Raw genomic sequence first — 14,042 nt, forward strand, 5'->3', positions numbered from 1 at the left:
GGGGGCCGGCTCCCGCGGTCGACCTACGGCGGGAGCGCGCTCTTTCTTCCTCTCTCCGATCCCTGATCGGCAAGGGGCTCGTGCGGAGCGCGCACGATCTTTCCGACGGCGGATTGGCGATCGCCTTGCTCGAATCGTCTTTGGCCGGACCGGAAATCCGGGGCGCCGAGCTCTCCCTGCCGGTCTCGATGGCGGCGGAGGATCTCCTCTTCGGGGAAAGTCAGGGGAGGGTGCTCATCACCGTTTCCTCGGAGGATCTCCCGGCGGTCGAGGAGGAGTGTGCTCGGCGGGAGATCGAAATCCTGCGCATCGGACGGATCACCGGTTCGAGCCTCCGACTCGAACAAGGCGGCCAACGGCTGGAAGTGGAACTGGCCGAGCTTGAGCGCCTTTGGAAAGGCGCCCTTTCGGAGATCCTGCGACCGGACGCCGAGTTCCGCTAAGGAGGCAAGAAAAGCCGCTACGTCGCTTCGCGCGCCTCCGCCGGAGGGCCGCCCGATTCCCCGGAGGGGGCCAGGTAGCTGAGGAAGGCCGAGATCACGGAACGGAGCCTGTGCCGGTGGACGATCTGGTCGATCAGCCCTTTCTCGTAGAGGAACTCCGCGGTTTGAAACCCCTTCGGCAGCTCCTGATGTGTGGTTTCCCGGATGACTCGGGCACCGGCAAACCCGATCATCGCCCTCGGCTCGGCCAGGATGATGTCTCCCAGGGAGGCGAAGCTCGCCGTCACCCCCGCCATCGTAGGGTTGGTCAGAATCGAAAGATAGGGCATCCGAGCCTCGCGGAGGGGGACGAGAGCGGCGGAAGTCTTCGCCATCTGTAGGAGGCTGAGCATGCCTTCGTACATGCGGGCTCCCCCGGAAGCCGAGACGATGACGACGGGCAGCCTTTCGCGAGCGCCCCGCTCGATCGCCCGCGTGATCTTTTCTCCCACGACGGAGCCCATGCTCCCGCCGAGGAACTGAAAGTCCATCACGGCGAGGGAGATCGCCCTTCCTTCGATTCGCCCCACTCCGGAAATCACCGCCTCCGTTAGGTCGCTTTCCTTCCGATAGTGCGCCAGCCTGTCGGCATAGCTCCTGACTCCTTGGAAACCGAGAGGATCGACCGAAGAGAGGGAACTGTCGCATTCGGTAAAGCTGCCGGGGTCGGTGAGGAGGAGGATTCGTTCCCGAGCCGGGAGCGGGAAATGGTGCTGGCAATGTTTGCAGACCCGCTGATTCTGCTCCAACTCCTTGGTGTAGAGAATTTGCTCGCACTGAGGGCACTTCATCCAAAGCCCCTTGGGGATCTCTCGTTTCGGTCCGGAGGGGATGCGGGGCGCTCGGGTGCGATCGTGGCTCTTGTTCATGGGGAGGGCGGATTCTGTTAGGAACGAGCGACGGCAAGCACACAAATCAAGGCGGCGCCGAGCTCGCAGAGCCGGGCCGCGCACTCCCGTACCGTCGCTCCTGTGGTGATGACGTCATCTATTAATAGCAGGTTTTTGCCGGCAAGGTCAAAATTCCTTTGCGGCCGAAAGGCGTGGGCGAGGTTGCTCCTCCGTTCCGATCTGGGCAGCGCCGCTTGGGGCGGGGTAGGCCGAACCCGGAGGAGGACCTTTTTTACGGGAATGCCCTGCCGCTTGCCGAGCTCTCGAGCGATCTCGGCGGCTTGGTTGAAACCGCGCGATCGCTCTCGAACGGGATGGAGCGGGACGGGAACCAGGGCATCCCAACGGAAGGAAGCGGCATAGGTCCGGAAGCCGATTTCGAGCAGGTCGGCCAGCCAGGGAACGCGATCGATCTGCTTCCCGTATTTGAGCTCGAGGATTCCCTGTTTTACCGCTCCGAAGTAGCGGTAGGGGGCGCGGGCCCAGAGAAAGGCGGGGAGGATTTCCTGGCAGCTCGGGCAGAGAAGGAATCCCGGAGCGGAACAACGGAAGCAAAAGGGCGGCAGAAGCTCGCGGAGACTCTCTTCCGCCGGGCGGGGCGGAAAGAGAAGGTCGAGAAGGTCGCCAGCTAGGCGGTGCGCCCAGGCCGATGCTGTCCAAAACCGATCCATAACAAGACTCCGAAAAGGGCGATCACGGAGGAGCTCCAGAGGAAAAACGGCGGGGATCCATTGGCCTTCGCCGCCAGGCCGTAGAGGAGGGCGACCCAGAGCGCGTGGATCCCGATGGGAAGCCAAAGCGTCCCGGTAGCGAGGTAAGCCGCGGCGAGCGCCGCTCCCACCGAAAAAAGGAGAAGCCCGTGGAGATCGAACCAGGAAAAGGAGAGAATGGGTGCAAGGTGGGCCGAGAGGAGCTTCCAGCCCGAGAGAAAGGCAAGAGGGCTTTCCGGCACCGACGAGGAGGTTCGCAGGAAATGGGCGAGGCAGAACAGGAGAGCGCTGGCGAGGAGTCCCGGAAACGGACCGATTGCGCGCAGAAGAGCGGTGAAAAAGATTCCTCGGAAGAGGATTTCTTCGGAGACGGCTACGAGGAGACCCCTTCCCGTCCATGCGAGAAAGGAAACGGGGTTCCATTCGAGACCGACGTCGTGGTCGAGGAGGGCGGAAACCAGAAGAGGCAAGAGACAGGTCAAGCCCGAGACGAGCCCGAGCAGGCAGCCTCGAAGAAATGGAGCGAGCACGGGCCGGGAGAAGCCGACATCCCGCCAAGAGCGGATGCCCATCTTTTTTCGGAAGAAAAAAAAGAGGAGAAGAGCCGAGAGCTCGAGCACGCGGCGAAAATAGCGTTCGGGGGAGGCCGGATAGAGAGGGCTTAGGAGCGCATGGACGGCGGGGCTCAGCAAGGCGGCGGCCAGGAAGATGGCGGCGAGGTAGGCGAGAAAGGCCGGAAGCGAAGAAGCGTCTCGTTCGCTCGAAGACATGGGCGATCGCGAGCATTCGAAGAAGAGAGACGTCTCGCAAGCAGAATTGGACAGAGGCCCCCTTTGCCCCAAACAGAGCAAGAAACGGAAGATTTCTTCCGAGGAGGCACGGACTCTTTTGCATTTTTTCTAATGCGCTAGGATCCTCCTCCCCCTATGCTTCTAGAGAAGGTGACGACAACGCCCCTGGAGTTCGAGAAGGCGATCTGGGAGATGGAGCGCAGCCTCGAGGATCTGAAGGCTCGAGTGAAGGACGACTCGGCCGATCGGAAAGCAGAGGTTGCGAGCTTGGAAAAGAAATTGGCGGAAGCACGCCATTCCCTCTACGCGAGTTTGACTGCGTGGCAGAGGGTGCAAATCGCCCGCCATCCCCAGCGACCCTATACCCTCGACTTCTTGGAGCGGTTGGCTCCGGGTTTCTTGGAGCTCGGGGGAGATCGGGCATTCGGGAACGATCCCGCGATGGTCGCCGGATTGGCTACCTTGGCCGGACGACGAGTGGCGTTCATCGGTCAACAAAAGGGGCGAAACCTCAAGGAGAATCTGTGGCGTAACTTCGGCTGTCCCCATCCGGAGGGGTATCGCAAGGCGCTGCGCGTGATGCGATTGGCGGCCACCTTCGGGCTTCCGATCGTGGCGTTCATTGATACGCCCGGAGCCTATCCGGGAGTCGGGGCGGAAGAGCGCCACATCGGTCAGGCGATCGCCCAGAATCTAGTGGAGATGTCTCGGCTGCCGGTGCCTATCGTGGCGGCGGTCTTGGGGGAAGGAGGAAGCGGGGGAGCCCTCGGAATCGGCGTGGCGGATCGAATTCTCATGCTGGAAAATGCATATTACTCGGTCATTTCGCCGGAAGGGTGCGCGGCGATCCTGTGGGAGAGCCGCTCGCATGCTCCCCAGGCGGCCGAAGCCTTGCGGTTGACGGCTCAGGATCTTCACGGGATGGGCTTGATCGACGGGATCGTCCCGGAGCCGGAAGGCGGATCTCATCGGGATTGGGACGCGGCGGCCCGATTGCTCGAGGAGGCGCTGCGAAGGGTGTTGGATGAGCTCTCCTCCCGCAATGTGGAGGAGCTGGTTCGGGAGAGATACGAGAAGTTTCGGCGATACGGGGTCTGGGCAGAGGGAAAGGATCTCCTCTCCATCTCATGAATGATTGCTACTTCGCGTGCCGTCGGAAGTGACGATGCAGCGAGAAGGAGCAGCGGACTCGGCTTGCCCGGACACGGATCAGGAGAAAGCATGCGTTTTGCGATCGTGGCGAGCAGCTATCATAAGGAGTATTGCGACGCGCTGGTTTCCGCGGCGGAAGCCGAGCTGCAGGGTCACGACCTTACCCTCTGCCGTGTACCGGGAAGTTTCGAGATTCCGCTCCAGGTCAAGCGCTTGGCTCGGACCGGACAGTACAACGCCGTTTTGGCGTTCGGCGTGGTCTGGCAGGGAGAGACCGCCCACGCCCAAGAGATTCTGCGGGCGGTCACCGATGCCCTCATGAGGATTTCCCTGGAAGAGGATGTTCCGGTGATCCATGAGGTCCTCTCCGTGAAGACGGAGGCCGAAGCCTGGGAGAGAACCTCCGGAACGCTTTCCCGAGGAAAGGAGGGAGCCCGCGCGGCTCTTGCCGTGGCCGAGCTTCCGAACGGGATCTAGCGAGCATGCCTTGGCGGTTTCCCCTTTCGGCCCGTCCGGAGATGGGCTCTCACGATGCTCCCAGGGACGATTTGGGGGCAAGCCTCCGGTTCGTTCCCGTCTTGGTCGTCGGGCAAAGCCTCGAATGGGCAATCTGCGAGGAGCGCCGGCTCGCTTGCTAGTTTTCGGAGAGTAGGCCAAGGTTGCGGTGGACTCGGAGTGGTTAGGAAAGAAGAAAGGATGTCTCCAAGGAGAATGGCCCGGGTGCGGGCCGTGCAATTCCTCTACCAGTGGGGGATGCGGCAGCAGCCGCCTTCCCGCAAGAGCCTGGAAGAGTTTTGGGCGCTTAGCCCGGCGAGCGGCGCGGTCCGCCAGTTCGCCGAGGAGCTGATCCTGGGGACGATCGATCATGTGGCTGCGCTCGATGCGCGGATCGAAGAATATGTGGAGAATTGGCAGATCGAACGCCTGGCGGCCGTCGATCGAGCCATCCTCCGCGTAGCCCTCTACGAGCTTTTTTACCGGGCGGAGATTCCGCCGATCGTCTCGGTGAACGAAGCGGTGGAGGTGGCGAAGCAGTTGAGCAGCGAGGAGTCGGGGAGATTCGTCAATGGGGTGCTCGACCGGGCGCTGCGCGACGTGAACCGGCCTCTTCGGGCGGTGCAGGAAGGGGGGGAGGGATGAAGGGCTTCTGGCGGAAGCTGGTCGAAAAGTTTTCGGCGGGCGGAGGGGAAAGGGTCGACTGGGAGGCCCTATTGCTCGAGGCCGATCTGGGGCTGGCCCTGACGGGCAGGCTGACCCGGATGTTGAGCGAGGAGGGCCTGCTTCGCAAGCCGCCGGAAGGGGAGGAGCGGATTCGCCAGGAGTTGCGATCGATTCTGGCCGGCGACCCTCCGAAGGTCGCCCATTCGGAGAAACCCGTGGTGATCTTGCTTGTAGGGGTCAATGGAGGCGGAAAGACGACGACGGCGGCCAAACTTGCTTTTCGCTACGGAAAGGAGGGAAAGCGGGTCGTTCTGGCCGCGGCCGACACCTTTCGGGCCGCAGCGGTCGAGCAGCTCGAAGCGTGGGCTCGGCGCATCGGCACGCTTTTCGTCGCCGGAAATCCGGGAGCGGACCCGGCAAGTGTAGCCTACCGGGCGCATGCGCAGGCCGAGGAAGAAAAGGCGGATCTGCTCATCGTCGATACGGCGGGCCGCCTCGCAACGAAGAATAATTTGATGCTGGAGGCGGCGAAAATCCGGCGAACCCTGGCCAAAAGGGATCCCCAGGCCCCTCATCATGTCTGGCTCGTGGTCGACGGCACGGTCGGCTCCAATGCCTTGTCGCAGGCGACGGAATTTCATCGGGCGGTAGGTCTTTCGGGGCTGATCGTGACCAAGCTCGACGGCTCTGCCAAAGGAGGGATGATCGCGGCGGTCAAGGAAGAGTTGGGACTGCCTACGGTCTTCGTCGGCATCGGCGAAAAGCTCGAAGACCTCGAGGAGTTCGATGCCGATCGGTATGTCGACGAGTTTTTCGGAGGCTGAGATCCGCTTCATGCGGAGGGCCTTGACTCTCGCCCGCAAGGGGTATGGTACCGTAAGTCCCAACCCGGCAGTGGGAGCGGTCTTGGTTCGAGAGGGAAGAGTGTTGGGCGAAGGATTCCATCGCCGCGCCGGCCTTCCTCACGCAGAGATCGAAGCGTTCGACGACGCTCACCGAAAGGGCTGCGACCCACGGGGAGCCACGCTCTACGTGACGCTCGAGCCCTGTTCTACTTATGGACGCACCCCCCCTTGCGTCGATCGAATCCTCCAAGAGAAAGTGAAGCGCGTCGTCGTGGCTATGATCGATCCCAATCCCCTCCACCAGGGGAAGGGGCTGGCGCGACTCCTCTCTGAAGGAATCGAGGTGAAGCAAGGATTGTTGGAAGAAGAGGCGCGGGATCTCAACCGGCCGTTTATTCGTTGGATCACCAGCCGAAGACCATGGGTCGTCCAAAAAAGCGCTCTTTCCCTGGATGGGCGGATCGAGACGCGTCCGGGCGACAGCCGCTGGCTGAGCGGTCCCGCTTCGCGGAGGATGGCCCACCGGCTCCGCTGGGAGGCGGATGCGATCCTGATCGGTGCCGAAACCGCTCGTAGGGACGATCCAAAACTCAGCGTCCGCTTGCCTGGCCGGAAGGAGAAGATCCAGCCATGGCGCGTGGTGGTAAGCCGAAGCGGACGCATCCCGGCCAGTTTGGGGCTGTTGACCGATCCATTGCGGGAGCGAACGTTGGTCTTTCAAAATTTCCCTCTCCCCCTGCTTCTCGCAGAGCTGGGCCGACGAGGTGTGCAGCGGGTCTTGGTGGAAGGCGGCGGAAAGCTGGCGGGAAGCCTTTTGGCCGAGGGACTGATCGACGAGATCGCTCTTTTCCTCTGTCCGATGATCCTGGGAGAGGGGGCCCTGTCGGTCGATCCGCCGCACCGGCTCCTGGGCGAGCGGTTCCGCTTGAGGGAATGCAAGCAGCTGGGCGACGATCTTTTCGTTCGCGGGATTCGGAGCGAGTGCACCGAGGCGCTGCAATAAGGAGAGGGGCGTGGAAAGAGAATCAGCGGAGGAGAGGCTCGAATCGGAAATCGGTCGCCTGCTCCTGTCGGAAGAAGCAATTCGGCAGAGGGTGAAGGCGCTCGGAGCCGATATCCGGACCGCTTATTCCTCGACCCCGTTCACTCTTCTCGGTCTTCTCAACGGAAGCCTCCTCTTCACTGCGGATCTTCTTCGGGAGCTCCCTCCCGAAACCGAGGTTCTGTTCTGGAGGGTCCAGAGCTATCGAGGAACCGTTTCGACCGGCTTTCCGGAGGGATTGGAAGCGGAGAGGGGAGACTTCGCCGGCCGTGCGGTCCTGGTAGTCGACGATATCCTCGATAGCGGCTGCACCTTGCTGGCGGTCGAGAAGCGGCTTCGCGCTCTGGGGGCTTGCAAAGTGGATTATTGCGTTCTCCTTGCCAAGCGGAGGGCTCGGACCGCCGGAGCTCCAGTGCCCCGCTGGATCGGCTTCGAGATTCCCGACCGGTTTGTGATCGGCTACGGACTCGATTACGAGGGCCGCTACCGGGGGCTGCGCTCCATTCGAGTGCTCGCGGAAGAGACGGTTCTTCCGGAGAAGTAGCCGTCTCCCGCCGCGCTCTAGACGGAGCCACGAAGCTGCACGGGAATCGTCTCGAGAGTAGGAGTTCTCTCGGCAGCCTCAGAGGCCGATTCGACGCGAGCCATGACGTCGGTCTGGCCTTCCTGCATATCGCCGTGGACGCTTACACGGGTTCCAACGCTTGGACGGCGCTGCTGGAACTCGCCGATCGCTTTCAACTGACCGTCGGTGATGCCGCCTAGGTGGAACTTGCCGCGAGGTGTGAGCTTCCGATCGCCACTCTCGTTGAGGAAATGCGTACCGCCGGCGCGGCGCTGGGATTGCGCTTGTTGGGAGAGTCCTAAGAGCTTGCCTGCTCCCTCAAAAAGCAGCGACGCCGAACGGAGCGGTGGATCAGGGATCGACGAGCCCTGCTTCCCATGGCACATATAAGCCACCGAGAGTTTGGGTAGCATGGTGCACGCGGGGAACGATCCGAGTAAGCGATGAGCCTCAAGTTTTGCCGGCTGCAACTTCAGAACTGGAAAAACTTCCTCGGCGCAGACGTTGAAATTGGGGAGAGGCTCTTTCTGGTCGGACCTAACGCTTCGGGAAAGTCCAATTTCCTCGACGCCTTTCGCTTCCTTCGGGATCTCGCCTTGCCCGGCGGCGGTTTTCGCGAGGCGATCGATCGCCGTGGCGGAGTGAGCGCGATCCGCTGTCTGGCGGCCCGCCGCAATCCCAACGTTGAAATTCATGCGACTCTCGAGACGACCGAGGGAAAGCGCTGGGCCTACGAACTCGGCTTCAATGAGGACAAGCAGCGCCCTCCCTCGGTCCAAAAAGAAAGGGTGGAGCGCGACGGCAAGGTGCTGCTCGACCGGCCCAACCGCGATGACAAGCGAGATCCCGAACGCCTCACGCAAACCTACCTTGAGCAGGTCAACGTCAATCAGGAGTTCCGGGAGATCGCCACTTTTTTTGCCTCGGTCCGTTATCTACACATCGTCCCACAACTGGTGCGTGAGCCTGAACGGTCGGTCGGGCGAGCGAATGACCCGTTCGGAGGGGACTTTCTCGAGCAGATCGCCAAGACCCGGGAGCAAAGCCGCAAATCTCGGCTGGGGCAGATCCAGAAAGCGCTGTCAATTGCCGTTCCTCAGCTTGTCGAGATCAAGATGGAGCGGGAGGATCGCGGGACGCCGCATCTGCGAGGCAAGTACCAGCATTGGAGGCCTCGAGGAGCTTGGCAAGCGGAGAGCCAATTTTCCGACGGCACCTTGAGGCTTATGGGACTTCTGTGGGCCATCCTCGAAAAGGGGGGACCCTTGCTGCTCGAGGAGCCGGAGCTTTCCCTTCACCCGGCGATCGTTCGGGCTTTGCCGCAAATGCTGGCCCGAGTGCAACGAAAGACAGGGCGGCAGATCTTCCTGAGCACGCATTCCCAAGACTTGCTGCGAGACCCAGGGATCGGGCTCGACGAAGTCCTCTTGCTTCTTCCTTCCGCCGAAGGTACCGAGATCAAGCAGGCGAAAGCATTTCCAGAGATTCCCGCTTTGCTGGAGGGCGGCAATACCTTGGCGGAGGCAATTCTTCCCAAAACGGCTCCTCAGCAGGCGGAACAATTGAGCTTACAGCTCGATCCTTGACGGTGCTCAACCGGCTCACTATTTCCGCTGCTGTCGAGGGTTTCTCGGTTCTTGAGAGTCGACCGGACCGCGGTGCCCCCGGATCCGGAAAGGCTGCCAGACCCGAAAGCCGAATTGGTCAGGCTCGCGAGCCAAGCGGAGGACCGGGACGTTCGCGAGGACATGGTCCCGAGGCCGCGCAGCGGACGGAAAATGGGACCGGGGTATGTAGGGCGGATGATCGATTTCGTCTATAAAGACTGGCAGCCGGACCGGGCGGCTCGGCGCTCGGAAAGCCTGCGGCGCGCGATTGAAGGGCTGCGCCGGCTCTCTGCTCCTTGACGCGGCTCAAGTCGTTCTTGGCTGCGGAGGGGTCTTCCGCCTCCGCAAGGCGGAAGCAATTCCAAAAAGAAGGACCGCTCCCGAAAGCCAGGCGATCCAGTCGCCCGCGGCCCGGTAGAGAGTGGGGCGCGGGCGGTGCCATTGGGCTGTACCGAAGAGGATGCCTTCGCCTCCCTCGGGACTTCGGCCCGCCTCAGGAAGGGAAGCGACGACCGCTCCATTCTGATTGAGGAAGGCCGTGATCCCCGTGTTGCCGCAGCGCAAAAGCGGAAGATCGAGCTCAATCGTGCGGAAGACGGCATTGGCCAGATGCTGGCGTGCCCCGGGAGTGCCGGTGAACCAGCCATCGTTGGTGATGTTCACGAGAAGATCGGGATTTTGCCGGGCCAAGCGACGAGCGTAGTCAGAGAAGGTGTCTTCGAAGCAGATGAGCGGGGCGATGCGTGCCGGCGGGTTTTGGAGCTGGAAGATCCCCGGGGCGGCCCCCGGAGAAAATTCGAGCTCGAAGGGGACCAGGTTCCGGAGGATGGGGAAGCGGGTGCCGAATGGAACGAACTCCCCGAAAGGAACGAGCCGGTTCTTGGCATAGGTTTGCAGGGAGCGGCCTTTTGGCTCGAAGAGCAGGGCCTCGTTGTAGAGGCGCTCGCCTTGCATGCGAGGGGTTCCCAAAAGGAGCCAGGATTCCGAGGAGCCGACCCAGGCGAGGAGGGGCACGCGAAGGGAAGGGGTGGAGAGAAGGTCGGCACCGATCGGGCTTTCCGGCCAGACGATGAGTTGGGGCTTTGCTTGGCTGGCGCTTTCGGTGAGGGTGATTTCCCGGACGATGGCTTCCTGGGGATCGAACGGGTTCTCCACGCTCTGCGGAACGGCGGGTTGAATCAGCGCGTAGCGGAGCGTCCCGGCGACCTCGGTCGGGGGCGAGATCAAAACGAAGAGCCCGTAGGAGGCGGCTCCTGCCAGGAGGAGGACGCCTGCGGCGAGGTCGAAGTGCAGGGCCCGCTTCTGCTCTCCCCGAATTTCCGCCCGGAAACGGAGGCCGGTGAAAAAAAGAAGTCCATTGCCGAAGACGAGAAGCCAGGAAAGGAGGAGGGCTCCCCCCAGGCGTGCCGTTTGGGCGAAGACGAGAGCTTGAAACTGGGAGACGCCGAGGGTGTTCCAAGGAAATCCCCCTCCCAACCATCCACGGACCCATTCGAGGGCCACCCAGGATGAAGCCAGCCATGCCGAAGCAAGCAGATTGTCCTTGGGACGGAAGGGGGGATGGCCCGATGTCCAAAGGCCGCAGAGGACGAGCCAGAAGGCGGGATAGAGAGCAAGATAGAGAACGAGTGCGATCGTGCCGGCAATCGTGACCTTGCCGATCCACCAGAGCGTGGCCCCGAAAAAGAGGAGACCCAGCAGATAGCCTCCGGCCAAGCGCCACCGCCAACTTGCCAGGAGCCGGGAGGCCGCCATAGCGGGAAGAAGGGCAATCCAAGCGAGTCCGGACCACTCCCGGGGAGGGAAGCAGAGAGCAAGGAGGAGGCCGGAAAGAAGACAGAGGCCGATCGCGGAACCGAAGCGGAGCGAAATTCTCCTTTGGGGGTCACGGAGCGACGGGGGGAAGAAAGAAAGGGGGGGAGTGGAAAGCGGATCCACGGAAGGAGCAGCTCCCGATTTTTGTATCCCCCTTCTGGGCTCGAAGGAAAGAGATTTTCGGAGCAACCGCCTTGGAGAAGGAAATCAGGAATAGGGAAGGTTCGGCAGGGGTTGCTCCCCGCGAAGAGAAGAAAGGAATGCCGGGAATTTTGCGATCGAGGCTTTTTTTTGGGAGAGCGCTATGGTATCGGCGATTGCCGAAAAGGATCGGTCGCCGCATTTATGCTCAAAATCTTCCGCTCGCACTCGGGCTTTCTCGTCTTGATTCTTGGATTGATCGGTCTCTCCTTCCTTCTTTTTTACAACGTCCCCGCTCTGAGCCGATTACGGAGCGGTGCGGTCGGGAAGATCGCCGGAGAGGGTGTGTCGCTGGAACAGTTTCGCCTCTCCCGTCAGGCGGCGGAGATCGAGATGGCGCTCTTTTCGGGCGGACGCCTCCCTCGGCAAGGCGAAGTGGATCGTCTCCTCAACGAGATCGCTTGGGGACGGCTCATATTCCTGGCCGAAGCGAAGCGGCTGCACTGCGTTGTGCCCGATGATACGGTGGTTCGGGCGATTCAGGCGCTTCCATTTTTGCAAAAGGATGGCAAGTACAATGAAGAGCTCTACAACCAGTTCGTGAGCGGTTTTCTCGGCTCTCGGGGCATCAAGGGCGAGCGCTTCGTGGAGATCGTCCGGGAGGGCCTGCTCATCGATCAGGTCAAGCTTTCGCTCGTGGCACCGATCCAGGTCGTCCCTAGAGAGGTCGAACGGGTTTATCGGGCGGAGTTCGGCCCGGCCAAGATCCTTGTGGTCCGGTTAGGCGAAGAGCAGTTTCTTCCGTCGGTCACGGTAACCCCGGAAGAAGTCGATAAGGAGATGCGGCTTCGCGCTTCCGATCCTTCCCTGCGTATTCCCGAAGAGCGGAAGATCGCCTTCGTGGAATTTGCTCTCTCCCCGGAACAGCAAAAGCTGCCGGAGAAGGAAAGGAAGGAAGCGGAAGAAAAACTCCTGCGGCGGGCGGAGGATTTCGCGGTGGCGGTGAGTCGGGAAGAGGTCAAGAAAAAGGCGTTTTTCGAAAAAGCGAAGGAGCTGGGGCTTCCGGTACGAGAGATCGGATCTTTCTCGGAGGAAAAACCTCCGGATCTGCCCGGAGGAGAAGGTGCCGCCCTCGCCGAAGCCGCCTTTGGGCTATCCGAGGAAAATCCGATCAGCGAGCCGTTGCCGTCCGGGGCTGGGTTTCGCGTGCTGGTGCTTAAGGAAGTCGAACCGAGCCGGCCGCGGCCGCAGGCCGAACTCCGTGAGATCGTGCGGCAAAAGCTGACGGAGCGGATGGCATTGGAGAAGCTCTTTGAGCGGGGGAAGGAGTTGGCGGTGGGTCTGCGGAAAGATCTGGCCGCGGGGAAGTCCTTCGATGCGCTCCTCCGGGAGAAGCAACTCGCGGCGGAGACGCTGACTCGCTTCGTTCCCGCCGAGCCGCCGAAGGATCTGCGGGATGCGGCGGAGATCGCTTTTGTGAGCCATCTCCTCGATCCGGGGGAGCTCAGTCCCTTTGTCCCGGTTCCGGGAGGAGGGATGCTCGTCTATCTGGTGTCTCGGGAGGCTCCGCTCGTCCCGGAAAGCAAGGAGCTCCTCCGGCAACTGGAGGAAGGACTTCGCGGAGGCCGGGAGCAGGCATTCTTGGAGGAGTGGCTCACCGAACAGAATCGGAAACCGGGATATCAGGTTCCGCGAAGCCTAGCGGCCGCCGGACGAGAAGAACCCTGAACGGCGCTCCCTTGCCGTGCCCTTCTCCGCGAGCTTGCTTCTCGGAAGGGAGGCAGTCCGCGTTCGATTCGGCTGCGGGAGCATGAGGAAGGAGTGGGGCCAAGAGCGGTCTGAAGAAGCTTCGTAATTCGTAACGGCAACCATGGCGATCCGGAAAGAAGCAGGGGCGGGAAGTTCCGCGGAAGAAGGGGACAGAGGAGTCTCGATCCTGCGACTGCTCTTTACGGGAGGTTGCTTTGTCGGGATGGGGCTTACGGCTTATTTGACGGGGTTGCACTGGTGGGGAAAGCTTCCCGCGGGCTGCAGCGCGGACGGAGGCTGCGGAGCCGTCTTGACGAGCGCTTGGTCGAAGCTCTTCGGTCAGCCGGTGAGCCTATACGGATTCGGGCTCTACACGGCGCTCGCCGCGCTCTCGTCTCTCGGCTGGACGCCGTTTCGCCGCGGATTGGCCTTGAGTCTCCTCCTCTTTGGAGTGCTTTGGAGTATCCTCTTCGTCTATGTTTCCCTCTTTGTCCTCGAGGCGACCTGCCCCTATTGCCTGACTTCGGCCGGCCTGCTTTCGTTCCTCTTTTTGCTGCTCCTCTTCTGGCCGGGGGCCAAGCCCGATCGCCGCTTTTGGTTGGGCCTACTCCCCGCCGTTCTGGCGGTTGGGGGCGGGTCTGCGGCGTTATTCCATTTTTCGGCTCTCCGCGGCGAGCAGGCGGCTCGCGCCGCCTTGATCGCCAAGCAGGAAGGGGAGGAGCTGCGTTGGCTCGAGGAACTCGCAAAGCATTTGGACAAAAAGGGGGTGAAGTTCTACGGAGCGACTTGGTGCAATCACTGCCGGCTCCAGCGTGCGCTCTTCGGCCAAGCGGCGTCGCTTCTCCCCTTTATCGATTGTGCTCCGGGTGGGCGTGGAACCCCACTCATCGCCCCTTGCCGGGAGATCGGAGTTCGGACTTTTCCTACCTGGACGATTGGCAATCGGCGCTATGAGGGAATCTTGACGCCCGAGACTCTGGCGGAGTTGACCGGTTTTCGCCCACGTCCGGGCAATGGGGGGAACCCGGCGATCGGTCCGTGAACCGGGAGCTCCTGGAGCGGGACGATCCTTCGGCTAGAATTTCCAGGCGA

At 61.9% G+C, this 14,042-nt stretch carries 15 protein-coding genes; 10 read left to right on the forward strand and 5 right to left on the reverse strand.

What is annotated here, in order from left to right; all coding sequences use genetic code 11:
* Positions 1-443 (forward strand): AIR synthase-related protein (locus tag FN369_RS05780; RefSeq protein ID WP_246189583.1); only part of this gene is annotated, 443 nt, incomplete at its 5' end.
* Positions 444-460: 17 nt separating this feature from the next.
* On the opposite strand, the gene accD is transcribed toward FN369_RS05780, so the two are convergent.
* From accD to FN369_RS05795, 3 genes are read right to left on the reverse strand one after another with little or no spacing between them, the layout of a single operon-like run.
* The gene (gene accD, locus FN369_RS05785) at positions 461-1,351 is read right to left on the reverse strand and encodes an acetyl-CoA carboxylase, carboxyltransferase subunit beta (protein WP_142525245.1); all 891 of its coding nucleotides are present in this window, start codon (positions 1,349-1,351) and stop codon (positions 461-463) included.
* A gap of 17 nt (positions 1,352-1,368) precedes the next feature.
* The gene (locus FN369_RS05790) at positions 1,369-2,043 is read right to left on the reverse strand and encodes a ComF family protein (protein ID WP_142525246.1); all 675 of its coding nucleotides are present in this window, start codon (positions 2,041-2,043) and stop codon (positions 1,369-1,371) included.
* Positions 2,001-2,852: a CPBP family intramembrane glutamic endopeptidase gene (locus FN369_RS05795; RefSeq protein ID WP_142525247.1), complete on the reverse strand. Its 852-nt coding sequence runs from the start codon at positions 2,850-2,852 to the stop codon at positions 2,001-2,003. The genes FN369_RS05790 and FN369_RS05795 overlap by 43 nt, the downstream gene beginning before the upstream one ends.
* Positions 2,853-3,008: 156 nt before the next feature.
* Here FN369_RS05795 and FN369_RS05800 point away from each other — a divergent pair, with 156 nt between their 5' ends.
* The 6 genes from FN369_RS05800 (at position 3,009) to FN369_RS05825 (ending at position 7,617) form a co-directional block, all read left to right on the forward strand.
* Positions 3,009-4,004 (forward strand): acetyl-CoA carboxylase carboxyltransferase subunit alpha, encoded by a 996-nt coding sequence (locus FN369_RS05800; RefSeq protein WP_142525248.1) that lies wholly within the window; start codon positions 3,009-3,011, stop codon positions 4,002-4,004.
* Between the two features lie 90 nt (positions 4,005-4,094).
* The gene (gene ribH / locus FN369_RS05805; RefSeq protein ID WP_142525249.1) at positions 4,095-4,502 is read left to right on the forward strand and encodes a 6,7-dimethyl-8-ribityllumazine synthase; all 408 of its coding nucleotides are present in this window, start codon (positions 4,095-4,097) and stop codon (positions 4,500-4,502) included.
* A gap of 234 nt (positions 4,503-4,736) precedes the next feature.
* Complete coding sequence (nusB, locus tag FN369_RS05810; RefSeq protein WP_178087705.1) at positions 4,737-5,165, forward strand: transcription antitermination factor NusB; 429 nt, start codon at positions 4,737-4,739, stop codon at positions 5,163-5,165.
* A complete protein-coding gene (gene ftsY, locus FN369_RS05815) occupies positions 5,162-6,010 on the forward strand; it encodes a signal recognition particle-docking protein FtsY (protein WP_142525251.1) in 849 nt (282 codons plus the stop codon). The genes nusB and ftsY overlap by 4 nt, the downstream gene beginning before the upstream one ends.
* Positions 5,985-7,034 (forward strand): bifunctional diaminohydroxyphosphoribosylaminopyrimidine deaminase/5-amino-6-(5-phosphoribosylamino)uracil reductase RibD, encoded by a 1,050-nt coding sequence (gene ribD, locus FN369_RS05820; RefSeq protein WP_178087706.1) that lies wholly within the window; start codon positions 5,985-5,987, stop codon positions 7,032-7,034. The genes ftsY and ribD overlap by 26 nt, the downstream gene beginning before the upstream one ends.
* Before the next feature lie 10 nt (positions 7,035-7,044).
* Positions 7,045-7,617 carry a phosphoribosyltransferase gene (locus FN369_RS05825; protein ID WP_142525253.1) on the forward strand — a complete coding sequence of 191 codons (573 nt, stop codon included), beginning with the start codon at positions 7,045-7,047 and terminating at the stop codon, positions 7,615-7,617.
* Positions 7,618-7,634: 17 nt separating this feature from the next.
* Here FN369_RS05825 and FN369_RS05830 read toward each other — a convergent pair whose 3' ends face one another.
* Positions 7,635-8,051 (reverse strand): hypothetical protein, encoded by a 417-nt coding sequence (locus tag FN369_RS05830; protein ID WP_142525254.1) that lies wholly within the window; start codon positions 8,049-8,051, stop codon positions 7,635-7,637.
* A 30-nt stretch (positions 8,052-8,081) separates the two neighbouring features.
* On the opposite strand from FN369_RS05830, the gene FN369_RS05835 reads away from it, so the two are divergent.
* Complete coding sequence (locus FN369_RS05835; RefSeq protein ID WP_142525255.1) at positions 8,082-9,224, forward strand: AAA family ATPase; 1,143 nt, start codon at positions 8,082-8,084, stop codon at positions 9,222-9,224.
* 327 nt (positions 9,225-9,551) lie between these two features.
* On the opposite strand, the gene lnt is transcribed toward FN369_RS05835, so the two are convergent.
* Positions 9,552-11,183 carry an apolipoprotein N-acyltransferase gene (lnt, locus tag FN369_RS05840; protein ID WP_142525256.1) on the reverse strand — a complete coding sequence of 544 codons (1,632 nt, stop codon included), beginning with the start codon at positions 11,181-11,183 and terminating at the stop codon, positions 9,552-9,554.
* Between the two features lie 222 nt (positions 11,184-11,405).
* On the opposite strand from lnt, the gene FN369_RS05845 reads away from it, so the two are divergent.
* A complete protein-coding gene (locus FN369_RS05845; RefSeq protein ID WP_142525257.1) occupies positions 11,406-12,929 on the forward strand; it encodes a peptidylprolyl isomerase in 1,524 nt (507 codons plus the stop codon).
* Between the two features lie 142 nt (positions 12,930-13,071).
* A complete protein-coding gene (locus tag FN369_RS05850) occupies positions 13,072-13,992 on the forward strand; it encodes a vitamin K epoxide reductase family protein (RefSeq protein ID WP_142525258.1) in 921 nt (306 codons plus the stop codon).
* Positions 13,993-14,042 lie beyond the last annotated feature (50 nt).

Source organism: Methylacidimicrobium cyclopophantes (assembly GCF_902143385.2).
GTDB lineage: Bacteria > Verrucomicrobiota > Verrucomicrobiia > Methylacidiphilales > Methylacidiphilaceae > Methylacidimicrobium > Methylacidimicrobium cyclopophantes.

Excerpts from the sequence above, each read along its gene's own strand:
- accD (WP_142525245.1), bottom strand. The coding sequence starts at position 1,351 with ATGAACAAGAGCCACGATCGCACCCGAGCGCCCCGCATCCCCTCCGGA.
- FN369_RS05790 (WP_142525246.1), bottom strand. The coding sequence starts at position 2,043 with ATGGATCGGTTTTGGACAGCATCGGCCTGGGCGCACCGCCTAGCTGGC.
- FN369_RS05795 (WP_142525247.1), bottom strand. The coding sequence starts at position 2,852 with ATGTCTTCGAGCGAACGAGACGCTTCTTCGCTTCCGGCCTTTCTCGCC.
- FN369_RS05800 (WP_142525248.1), top strand. The coding sequence starts at position 3,009 with ATGCTTCTAGAGAAGGTGACGACAACGCCCCTGGAGTTCGAGAAGGCG.
- ribH (WP_142525249.1), top strand. The coding sequence starts at position 4,095 with ATGCGTTTTGCGATCGTGGCGAGCAGCTATCATAAGGAGTATTGCGAC.
- nusB (WP_178087705.1), top strand. The coding sequence starts at position 4,737 with ATGGCCCGGGTGCGGGCCGTGCAATTCCTCTACCAGTGGGGGATGCGG.
- ftsY (WP_142525251.1), top strand. The coding sequence starts at position 5,162 with ATGAAGGGCTTCTGGCGGAAGCTGGTCGAAAAGTTTTCGGCGGGCGGA.
- ribD (WP_178087706.1), top strand. The coding sequence starts at position 5,985 with ATGTCGACGAGTTTTTCGGAGGCTGAGATCCGCTTCATGCGGAGGGCC.
- FN369_RS05830 (WP_142525254.1), bottom strand. The coding sequence starts at position 8,051 with ATGCTACCCAAACTCTCGGTGGCTTATATGTGCCATGGGAAGCAGGGC.
- FN369_RS05835 (WP_142525255.1), top strand. The coding sequence starts at position 8,082 with ATGAGCCTCAAGTTTTGCCGGCTGCAACTTCAGAACTGGAAAAACTTC.
- FN369_RS05845 (WP_142525257.1), top strand. The coding sequence starts at position 11,406 with ATGCTCAAAATCTTCCGCTCGCACTCGGGCTTTCTCGTCTTGATTCTT.
- FN369_RS05850 (WP_142525258.1), top strand. The coding sequence starts at position 13,072 with ATGGCGATCCGGAAAGAAGCAGGGGCGGGAAGTTCCGCGGAAGAAGGG.